The 10,395-nt window shown below is 44.4% G+C and carries 12 protein-coding genes; 5 read left to right on the top strand and 7 right to left on the bottom strand.

Annotated elements, in window-relative coordinates:
• Positions 1-571 (top strand): hypothetical protein (locus tag ACH0AB_RS07060; RefSeq protein ID WP_406877714.1); only part of this gene is annotated, 571 nt, incomplete at its 5' end.
• Between the two features lie 6 nt (positions 572-577).
• Here ACH0AB_RS07060 and ACH0AB_RS07055 read toward each other — a convergent pair.
• The 7 genes from ACH0AB_RS07055 to ACH0AB_RS07025 form a co-directional block, all read right to left on the bottom strand.
• Positions 578-2,092: a UvrD-helicase domain-containing protein gene (locus ACH0AB_RS07055; protein ID WP_065254114.1), complete on the bottom strand. Its 1,515-nt coding sequence runs from the start codon at positions 2,090-2,092 to the stop codon at positions 578-580.
• A 154-nt stretch (positions 2,093-2,246) separates the two neighbouring features.
• Complete coding sequence (tatC, locus tag ACH0AB_RS07050; RefSeq protein ID WP_081454577.1) at positions 2,247-2,972, bottom strand: twin-arginine translocase subunit TatC; 726 nt, start codon at positions 2,970-2,972, stop codon at positions 2,247-2,249.
• A gap of 92 nt (positions 2,973-3,064) precedes the next feature.
• Positions 3,065-3,811, bottom strand: a complete 747-nt coding sequence (gene tatB / locus ACH0AB_RS07045) for a Sec-independent protein translocase protein TatB (RefSeq protein ID WP_406877713.1) — start codon at positions 3,809-3,811, stop codon at positions 3,065-3,067.
• 54 nt (positions 3,812-3,865) lie between these two features.
• Positions 3,866-4,096: a Sec-independent protein translocase subunit TatA gene (tatA, locus tag ACH0AB_RS07040; RefSeq protein WP_007117213.1), complete on the bottom strand. Its 231-nt coding sequence runs from the start codon at positions 4,094-4,096 to the stop codon at positions 3,866-3,868.
• 202 nt (positions 4,097-4,298) lie between these two features.
• The gene (gene hisIE / locus ACH0AB_RS07035; protein ID WP_406877711.1) at positions 4,299-5,156 is read right to left on the bottom strand and encodes a bifunctional phosphoribosyl-AMP cyclohydrolase/phosphoribosyl-ATP diphosphatase HisIE; all 858 of its coding nucleotides are present in this window, start codon (positions 5,154-5,156) and stop codon (positions 4,299-4,301) included.
• 88 nt (positions 5,157-5,244) lie between these two features.
• On the bottom strand, positions 5,245-5,475 hold the full coding sequence (locus tag ACH0AB_RS07030) for a hypothetical protein (RefSeq protein ID WP_406877710.1): 231 nt from the start codon (positions 5,473-5,475) through the stop codon (positions 5,245-5,247).
• 3 nt (positions 5,476-5,478) lie between these two features.
• Complete coding sequence (locus ACH0AB_RS07025; RefSeq protein ID WP_406877709.1) at positions 5,479-5,664, bottom strand: hypothetical protein; 186 nt, start codon at positions 5,662-5,664, stop codon at positions 5,479-5,481.
• Between the two features lie 499 nt (positions 5,665-6,163).
• On the opposite strand from ACH0AB_RS07025, the gene rpmI reads away from it, so the two are divergent.
• The 4 genes from rpmI (at position 6,164) to pheT (ending at position 10,360) form a co-directional block, all read left to right on the top strand.
• Positions 6,164-6,358, top strand: a complete 195-nt coding sequence (rpmI, locus tag ACH0AB_RS07020; protein ID WP_036604595.1) for a 50S ribosomal protein L35 — start codon at positions 6,164-6,166, stop codon at positions 6,356-6,358.
• Between the two features lie 48 nt (positions 6,359-6,406).
• Positions 6,407-6,766, top strand: a complete 360-nt coding sequence (rplT, locus tag ACH0AB_RS07015) for a 50S ribosomal protein L20 (RefSeq protein WP_007117209.1) — start codon at positions 6,407-6,409, stop codon at positions 6,764-6,766.
• A 114-nt stretch (positions 6,767-6,880) separates the two neighbouring features.
• On the top strand, positions 6,881-7,936 hold the full coding sequence (gene pheS, locus ACH0AB_RS07010) for a phenylalanine--tRNA ligase subunit alpha (protein WP_284034531.1): 1,056 nt from the start codon (positions 6,881-6,883) through the stop codon (positions 7,934-7,936).
• Between the two features lie 9 nt (positions 7,937-7,945).
• Positions 7,946-10,360 carry a phenylalanine--tRNA ligase subunit beta gene (gene pheT, locus ACH0AB_RS07005; RefSeq protein WP_406877708.1) on the top strand — a complete coding sequence of 805 codons (2,415 nt, stop codon included), beginning with the start codon at positions 7,946-7,948 and terminating at the stop codon, positions 10,358-10,360.
• The last annotated feature ends 35 nt before the right edge of the window (positions 10,361-10,395 follow it).

The following is a 10,395-nucleotide window of genomic DNA, read 5'->3' as shown; positions in this document are numbered from 1 at the left end:
AGTTTACTGCTTCGCTATTTTTTTATCAAAATTTCCTCATTATGTTCTTTTGTATATTAAATGTTCAACACAACCTAATAAATTTTATATTAATGCAAATAATGTTCATGAAATAAGTCAAATGCAAGCCTGTATTCATTGGTTTTTAATTGCACAAACTTTAGATTTTGAATGGGAAATATTTGATGCTCATTATAAGGTTTTAGATGGATTATATAGATTATTGGTACATAAAATTGGTAAAGATAAAGTGGAAAATCTTAACAATGATAAGTATGTGAAACATGCTCAAAGATTTATAGTTTTAGCAAAATACTTTAATCTGGAAATTCCAAACTGGGCAGATAATACAAAAACTGGCAATGATAATATTGCTTTCATTCGAAATGAACTTGTGCATGAAGCAAAATATGCAGGTCAGCCTATTGGCTATAATTATCCTAATGAAAACTTTAAACTACAGTTCAAGGCATTCAACCTTAAATTAATTTGCGCTTTTTTAGGAATTAATACCCCATATTTACAAGCACCTGCAAACAATAGAATGTTATGGCGTTGGAATATTCAATAATATTTATTACCCATAAATCACCTTTTTATCTTTGAGTCCGTGAATCAAATCTTGAATATTAAAAATATCCAAATTTACCTTGGCGCGCGTACAGGCAACATACAGTAGCCGCAACTCTTCGGGGGAGATTTTTACCGCTTGAGAAGTCACATCATAATAAAAATCATTGTCAATTTGCACCCGTGACCATTCCAACCCTTTGGCTTTATGCGCGGTAGAGATGATGTAGTCGGCTTTATCCAGTGTGGTCAAGCTGTTGATCGCTTGGTTTAGCGTTTCGGTGCCATGTTCATCGACCAATTTGACCAGGGTTTTTAAATCACTGCCTTCGCTCGTCTCGCTATAATCCTGCACGTCGCGCCAATTATTAAAGTAGGCAAGCTCAGGCACACCATATGCCGCTTGTCCTTTTTTTAGCCGTTCGGCAGATTGACTAAATTTTAGCAAACGCTCTGTATCGGCTTGTAGCGCAACTTTATGTCCCATTTTAAGTCCAGATAACAGATTGACCATCGCACTAGCATTGGTACGGCAAAGAATGGCATCTTTTTGACCATGTACCATACTTTTGCCTAAGGTAGACGCCATCGCAGGATTGCCGCGCAGTGGCACCTCTTCTTGCAGCGCTTTTAAGAACCCATTCGCCACATCGGCAATTTGGTCGCCAAATCGAAACGATTGGGTAAGCAAGGTTTGGGGTAGCGGCAGGCGCTTCATGGCATTGACTGCACCACGCCATTCATAAATTTGCTGATGCGCGTCACCCACATAGATAACTTGGTTGGGCTGATTGGACAAAATCCCCATCATCAAGGGGTCAGCGTCTTGCGCTTCATCAAATAAGATAAAATCCGCAGGAATCACCGGTTTGGATAGCGCCCAGAGTTTAAGGTAAATATCATGCCCAATCCCCGCAGGGTGGCGCGGGTCAATCGATTGTTGCCAGCGGCGCTCTACATAGGGGTATAAGGTATCGCGCAGCTGCTCAGCTTCACTGGCAACCAACCAGTCAGGAAACTGCAAATGGCGCGGCGCAGGGTAACTGGCATGGGTACTACAAAACGTGCTCACCGCATCGGACACAAATCGTGCTTGTCGCTCTGGGGTTAAGGTTACAAACTGGCTTTTGCCTTCAATTTGGCGTTTGACTTGCACAGGCGTCAAGCCCAAATCTGAGGCGAGGCGACTGGGAGAAAAACGCGGTAGTTGCAGCTTTGCGGTGATATCGCGAGCAGTATGACGAAATGCCAATGAGTGAAAAGTGCGACAGTCGACATGGTGGGGGAATTTGCGCTGCGCTTCTGAAGCAATCGCTTTGTTAAATGCCAAATAAATCCCGCGACCACGTAGCTGATTGCCAATCAGGTTAAGCGTGGTGGTCTTACCTGCGCCGGCATACGCTACCACCTTAAACGACTGGCGCGTGAGTGCCATATCGACAGCCTGCTGCTGCTCACCCGTTGGGCGTTGGGTCGGGCTGTTGACAAGGGGTTGGGTGGGGATAACGCTGGGGTTTGACATAAGGCCATTGCTAACAGAAAAGTGAGCTATTTTAGCAAAATTTGGCAAGTTTTGCTCAGTTTCCTTTATTTACTCAACCTATATTTACTAAACCTTTATTTGCTCTCTGGGGATGAATGAGAGGTTGATTCGATTTTAGCTTTATCCAGCCAGATTAGCTGTTGTTCTGTAATAACGCTTTTTCTTTAACCAATACCCGTGCCATAACTAGACCGAGTTCAAACAATAACCACATCGGGATAGCTAGCATAATCATGGATAGCCCATCTGGCGGTGTCACCAATGCCGCAATACCGAAACAACCCACGATGATGTAACGGCGTTTTTGCGCCAAGCTATCCACCGTCACTACCCCAGCCAGCACCAGTAGCAGCGTCAACACAGGAATCTCAAAGGTTGCCCCAAACACCAAAAACAGCTTGAGCACAAAATTTAGATAGCTTTCGATATCGGTCATCGGTAGCACATTGTCTGGGGAGAATTTGATAAAAAAAGCTAGCACGCTTTTGAGCACGACATAATAGGCAAACGCAATCCCCAGATAAAACAATATCACCGATGACAATAGCACGGGTAGGGCGATACGTTTTTCATGCTTATATAGCCCTGGTGCAATAAAGGACCAAATCTGGTACAAAATATACGGCATCGCCAAGATAACAGCCAGATACAGCGTCAATTTAATCGGTGCCAAAAATGATGAGGTGATATCCGTTGCAATCATAGAAGAATTGACTGGCAACAATGCTGTTAACGGCGCTGAAAAAATATCGTAGATTTCTCGCGAAAAGCCCGCCAATGCCAAAAAAATCACCAACACCGCCGCAAAACCGTGAATCAAATGACGGCGCAGTTCAATCAAATGCTCAGTGATGGGCATATCTACCAAAGTGTTGTCTTGCGATGGTTTATCATCTTTAGCTTGTTCAATGGCTAATTGTTCAGGCGTTTTTTTGGTTTTGATAAGCTTGGTCACTGGGCAACTCCACCCAAACTTGGCAACTGGTGCAGTAGCGGATCGGCTTGATAATTGGGTAAAAACGGTGGATTGGGAAGACGTCTGACACGGTCATAATCACTGAGCAAAAACCAACGATAATACATTGGCTCGGTGGCAGCGAATAAGGCTTCATGTAAGTCTTTAGCCACTGCATCGGCTTCGATATCAGCTTCTAGACCCAGCAAATAATCATCTGCTTTGATTTCTACCAGAGAAGATTCGTCAGATGGCTTGTCTAGTGAATGGTTTAGTGGCTTGTCTGGTAACAGCGCGGTGGTATCTGTTGTTGGCTTAGCTAAATGATTGGTTGGTTCATGACTGGGAGGTTCATGACTGGTTTGTTCAGTAGGTAGGCTAACTGCGTTAGTATCATGACCAAGATTAGGGGTTGTATCAGCCGACTGGGTATTGTGAGCTTGCATCGAAGGCACTTTGCCATGTTGCTGTAGTTCGCTCACACTGCTGCGAAGGGCTTCCATCTCACGCTTCATATCAACTTCAGCTTGGCGGATTTTTTCCAGCTCAAGCTGCATTTGCTTGCGCGTTTCGGCAAGGTCAAGCTCAGCTTCAATTTCTGATTGCAATGTTGCAACCGTACGGCGGAATTTGGCATACCACTGACCTGCAGTACGCGCCGCTTGGGGGAGTTTTTCAGGGCCCAGCACAATCAGTGCAATCGCCCCAAATAACAGTAGTTCGGAGAAACCTATATCAAACATAACAACCGTGGCAGTTAAGGATTAAAAAACCAAAGAAAAAGTAACGACTAGGGTTTAAACGTTATGTTTATCTTGTTGGGTCTGCGTGGTATTGAGCTCAGCTTTTTCGTGTTCAAGGACACGGTTTTTGTTCAGATGCTGTTCGTTTTCATCTTTGACCGCATCTTTAAAGCCTTTAACGGCACCACCCAAATCTTTACCGGCATTTTTTAGTTTTGAAGTGCCAAAAATCACCACAACAACAACCAGTAAAATTAACCAATGTGTGATTGAGAAACTACCCATGAGAATATCCTTTGATTAACCTTGATAATAGGGGTGAGGACAATATGAATTTGCAGTGTAACACATAACCATTGCGTTGACATAACTGTGCAAAAAACGGTGTGAAACACGGCGAATTTTTTGCACTGTTAGCCAGCAATACTCAGGACTTATCGACTGTTTAGTGGCGTTTACTTAAGGGCGCTCACTTAAGGGCTATTACTTAAGAGATTTGACGTGCGGCTTTTTCGTCGATACCCGATAAGCCAAAACGTCTTGCCAATTCATTGGTGACAGCCCAAGACGGTATATTAAACCATGCCAATGTGACCATTGTATGAAACCAAACATCAGCAACTTCATATACCAAATCTTTTACTGCGGTGTCATCGGCGACGGACTCATAAGGGGTATCGTTGGCAATGTTGATATCTTTGGCAGCGATAATGGCTTCGGTGGCTTCTTCACCGACTTTTTCTAAGATTTTGTTGATACCTTTATGGTATAAGCTTGCCACGTATGAGCTATCAGGATTGGCATTTTTACGCCCAATCAATACTTCATCTAACGCGGTCAAAATATCCGCTGACGTCGTAGGCGTTTGTGTCGCATTGCTTGTTTGGGTTGGATTACTTGTTTGTGTCGAATTGCTTGCAAGCGGCGAGTGTTCATGAGTCGGTTTGGCGTTGTCACCATAAATCGCATCAGGGTCTTTGATAACCGCATCAGTAGTTTGCCATTGTAGCTGTCCGCGGTCATCGGCAAGCAGACGATAAAAACAGGACTGCCGACCCGTGTGGCAAGCAATCCCACCCACTTGGGTGACTGACAACACAATCACATCAGCATCGCAGTCTAAGCGGATTTCATGGACTTGCTGAAAATGCCCCGAGCTTTCGCCTTTGTGCCATAATTTATCGCGAGAGCGTGACCAATACACTGCTTGCATTTTTTCAGCAGTCAGACGTAATGACTCGCGATTCATCCATGCCATCATCAAAATGCGCCCTGTATGAAAATCTTGAGCGACTGCAGGCATGAGCCCATTGTCATCAAATTTTAGTGTATCTAGCCAATCCATATTCACGCCCTGTATCATACTATGCAAGCCTTAGCCAAAAAAAAGCACCCATCAAACGATGCGGGCATTTATCATAATTCATCAAGCCCTAAATCTCAAAGGGTTTCACATCTAAGGCTTCTTTGATGGTAGCTGATAACGCGATTTCTTGGCTTTGACGATAGTCATACGCCACCAATGACCCATCAAACATCCGCGAGACTTTAAACACAAAGTCACCACCCAAATCGGTTAAATGCTGCACGCCGACTTCAAATAACAGTTCTTCACGCGCTCGTGCCCGATCAAGTATTTGGGTCTCGATATGATTAATGACCAAGCCTTAGTACTCAGTATTAACCTCTTTAATGCCTTTTGAATATAAAAAACGAAAACGGGCTTCGGTAAGCAATGCCACCAAATTTTCAACCGTTAGGTGTTGTTCTAATCCAATTTCGGTATTGCGCACGCGCATGACGGTCTCAAACACGAAATGGGCAACTTCAATATTTGTGCTTAACGTTGACAAGAATTCTAACCTCATGATGTTGATAAAGATGAAAGAGTATTACACATTAAACTTTTCAGAAACTTAAGAGCCCGATAAATACCTTAAGGTCAAACAAACTAACGCAAATTGTGTCCAAAATAAAGTTCATCCGTGACTTTTAGCCAATTTATCCGCAGTTTTCATAAACTCAGTTGTTAACTTAATTAATGTAATCTTGTGATAGATTTACTAAGTCATCTTTTTTAAATAATTAATATCATTGATTTTTTAAGTATTCTACAAACAGCCCTTAATAATAATTTATCTATTATAGTAGAGAAATATTAAAGTAACATCAATAAAATGGATGTCAAAGAAAAATTAGTGATAACAATAGCGTGCATTCACCAATGGTTTTTGATAAAATACCGCCTCCCACCTCAAGGCAAAAAATCCAGTGTGATGAGGATTTTTTGACAAACAGGTTAACTTCACTTGATAAAGATGTTTAATCCTTGTCAAAAACGAACAAGAGGCTATCATGAAATTAAAAACTCGCCGTGGTGCTGCCAAGCGTTTTAAAAAAACTGGTAACGGTATCAAACGCAAACAAGCATTCAAACGCCACATTTTGACCAAAAAATCTCCTAAGCGTATCCGTCAATTACGTGGATGCAAATTGGTACACGTGTCTGATGAGAAACGTGTTTACCGTATGTGTCCTTACCTATAATTTATAGGTATTCAATCAACTGATATTACAAAACTTTAGGAGTAAATTATGGCTCGTGTAAAACGTGGTGTACAGGCAAATCGCCGTCATAAAAAAGTATTGGCTCGTGCAAAAGGTTATTACGGTGCGCGTTCTCGTGTTTTCCGTGTTGCTGTACAAGCAGTTACCAAAGCTGGTCAATATGCGTATCGTGACCGTCGTAACAAAAAACGTTCATTCCGTCGTTTATGGATTGCACGTATCAACGCGGGTGCGCGCCTAAATGGCTTAAGCTACAGCCGTATGATCAACGGTCTGAAAAAAGCCAGCATCGAAATCGACCGCCGTGTATTAGCAGACATCGCTATGCATGACGCGCAAGGTTTTACGGCATTGGCAGAAAAAGCAAAACAAGCATTGGCTGCTTAATTTGTTTTAAAGCGATTTTTCAAAAAGCCATTAAGTGCAAGCTTAATGGCTTTTTTTATCGCCATATTTTAGTTAAAATGCCTATCACTATTGATAACCAAGATTGCAACGCTCATGACAGAAATAACGACTGACAAACTTATCCAATATTCTGAAAATTTAACCGATATCACCCAAGACCAATTTTCCCAATTTGTTCAAGATGCCAAAGCCTTAATCAGCACCGCACAAAACCCCCAAGACCTACAAAACATCCGCGTGACTTTAACCGGCAAAAAAAGCCATTTGACCACTTGGTCGAAACAGCTTGGCGGACTCGATGCCGACGGCAAAAAGACCATCGGCGGTATGCTGCATCAAGTACGTACCCAAATCAATGACAGCCTACAACAAGCGCAAAGCGATTTAGAAGCCAAAGCCTTGGCTGCCAAACTTGCCAGTGAATCCATTGACATCACCCTGCCAGCACGTGGACAACAAGCGGGTAATTTGCACCCTGTCACCATGACTGCTGAGCGTATGCAAGGGTTTTTCCGTCAAGCAGGTTTTGAAGTCGCAACAGGTCCAGAAGTTGAGAGCGACTACTACAATTTCGAAGCGCTAAATATTCCAAGCCATCACCCAGCGCGCGCCATGCACGATACCTTTTATTTTAATGCCAATTATGTGCTACGTACCCATACCAGTTCAGTGCAAATTCGCACGATGGAAAAAGGCAACCTGCCGATTCGTATCATCTGTCCCGGACGTGTGTATCGCAACGACAGCGACCAAACCCACTCACCGATGTTCCACCAGCTTGAAGGTTTGTATGTCAGCGAATCGACCAATTTTGCTGAGTTAAAAGGCTTGATTCATGAGTTTTTGCAGGCGTTTTTTGGTCGCAAACTCACGGTGCGTTTTCGCCCATCGTATTTTCCATTTACTGAGCCGTCTGCAGAAGTGGATATCCTTGCCGATACTTATGCAGGTGGGGGCAAGTGGTTAGAAGTGATGGGCTGCGGTATGGTGCATCCAAAAGTGTTGTCCGATAGCGGTATTGACCCGACCAAGTACCAAGGCTTTGCATTTGGGATGGGGATTGAGCGCTTTGCCATGCTGTATTATGGCGTGAATGATTTACGCTTGTTCTATCAAAATGATGTCAGATTTTTAAAGCAGTTTGCTTAGGGGAAAACAATGAAAATTAGCGAAAACTGGTTACGCCAATGGGCAAACCCAAACTTAAGCGCTGAGCAAATTGGCGAACAACTGACGATGGCAGGCTTAGAGTTGGACGATTTGACCAAAGTCGCCAAAGACTTTAGTGGTGTGGTGGTCGGTGAAGTGATTGACGTCACCCAACATCCCGATGCTGATAAACTGCGCATTGCCAAAGTGAATGTCGGTGAGCATAGCGAATCACCGCTACAAATCGTTTGCGGTGCGCCCAATGTCGCCGCTGGCGTGCGTGTACCTGTGGCACTGGTGGGCGCCAAACTGCCACCTGCACAAGGGGATGAACCCTTTAACATTAAAAAAGGCAAACTGCGCGGCGTAGAATCGCACGGTATGCTGTGCGGTGGTAGTGAGATTGACTGTGATGATGGTGTTGATGGCTTGCTAATTTTGCCACAAGACGCCCCGGTTGGCATGGATATCCGAGCGTATCTTGGCTTAGACAATCATGTGCTAGATATTTCAATCACCCCAAACCGAGGGGATTGTTTTAGTGTGCGCGGTATCGCCCGTGAGCTTGCCGTGCTCAATGATTTAACATTCACACTACCCTTTGACCACATCACCGCAGCTGTGACCGACAACGATAGCCAAGCGGTTAGCGTAGAGACCACGGACTGCCCACGTTATTATGCGCAATTGGTCAGTGGGCTGACAGGCACCACGCCATCACCTGATTGGATGAAACAAGCCCTGAATGCCTCAGGCGTCAAACCACGTAATTTACTGGTGGATGTCACCAATTATGTACTACTTGAGCTTGGTCAGCCGCTGCATGCGTTTGATGCCGACAAGTTGGTGGGCGCAATTACCGTGCGCCATGCCCAACAAGGCGAAACCCTTGAGCTCTTAAATGAGCAAACCATTACCTTGCAAGGTGATGAACTGGTGATTGCCGATGAACAAGGTGTCATTGCGTTAGCGGGGATTATGGGTGGACTGCGCACCGCAGTGACCGATAGCACGACCCGAGTGGTAATCGAAAGTGCATTTTTCAAACAGTTAGCGATTGCAGGTAAAGCACGCCGTTTTGGCTTGCATACCGATGCGTCACAGCGTTTTGAGCGGGGTGTTGATTTTGAATTGCCAAAATTGGCACTCGACCGCGCGGTCAATCTATTGGCAACATTTGGCAAGGGCTCAAGTGAGGTTAAGGTCGGTCAAATCACGCTGGTTGAAAACACTGCTGAACTGCCAAAACGTACGCCAGTGACGCTACCGATTGTCAGTATCAACAAATTGTTAGGCGCGGATATCGCCACCAACAAAGCCATTGAGATTCTAAATAGTCTACAAATCAGCACCGAGTTACAAGGCGAAAATCTGGTTGCCACGCCGCCGAGCCATCGTTTTGATATCAGCTTACCCGAAGATTTGATTGAAGAAATCGCCCGCATTTATGGCTATAACAATATTGCCAACAAACTGCCGGCGTTTACCAGTAACTTGTTTGACAATAAACGCCAAAATGATCTGCATAACTTAAAAATGAGCTTGGTCAATCAAGGTTATTTTGAAGCGGTGAGTTTTAGTTTTAGTGATGCCAAAGTCGAAGCGTTGTTTGATGGGGCGCATTTTGCTGCACCACTCGCGCTTGCCAATCCAATCTCAAGTGACTTAGCGGTCATGCGTCGTACCCTGCTGTCTAGTTTGTTGCCTTGTGTGCAATATAACTTAAACCGTCAACAAAACCGCGTGCGTCTGTTTGAGACGGGTCTGCGTTTTGATGGCAGTGATATCGCAAGCTTAAACCAAGTGGACACCTTGGCGATGGTGGCAGTCGGCAGTACCCATCCAGAGCAACATCATGACAGCCGTGTGATGGATTTTTACGACCTAAAAAATGACGTCGAATCGGTTTTTCCGCGGTTTGCCCAGTCCGCTATCAGTTATCAACGTAGCCAGCAGCCGTTTTTACACCCTGGTCAAAGTGCCGATGTACACTATCAAGGCAAGGTGATTGGCTGGTTGGGTCAGTTGCATCCACAGATTGCCAAAGCCTTGGATTTGCCGACCACTTGGGTGGCGCAGCTGAATTTACAGGCGGTGGTTGATATGCACCAACAGGCATTGACCATTCTGACGCCAAGTAAATTCCCACAAGTACGCCGTGATATCGCCGTAGTAGTAGACCAGTCGATTGCTATGCAATCAATGAAGGATACTATCAAACAAGTCGGGGGCGAGCTATTAAAAGAGGTGTGGTTGTTTGATGTGTATGCTGGCAGTAACTTGCCTGAAAACCAACAATCGCTTGCTTTTGCACTGGTGTGGCAAGACCTCGAAGCCACGCTTTCTGATGAGCGTATCAATGCGCAAATGGAAGCTGTCATCGCTGCGCTACATGAGCAGTATCACGCAACGCTACGTATGTAATCTTGGACTAGCAAATTATGCCAGTCGATACAATG

The sequence above is a fragment of the Moraxella sp. 179-F 1C4 NHS genome (assembly GCF_045370505.1).
GTDB lineage: Bacteria > Pseudomonadota > Gammaproteobacteria > Pseudomonadales > Moraxellaceae > Faucicola > Faucicola tetraodonis.
The sequence above is the reverse complement of the archived record's forward strand: the minus strand, read 5'-3'. Positions and strand labels throughout refer to the sequence as shown.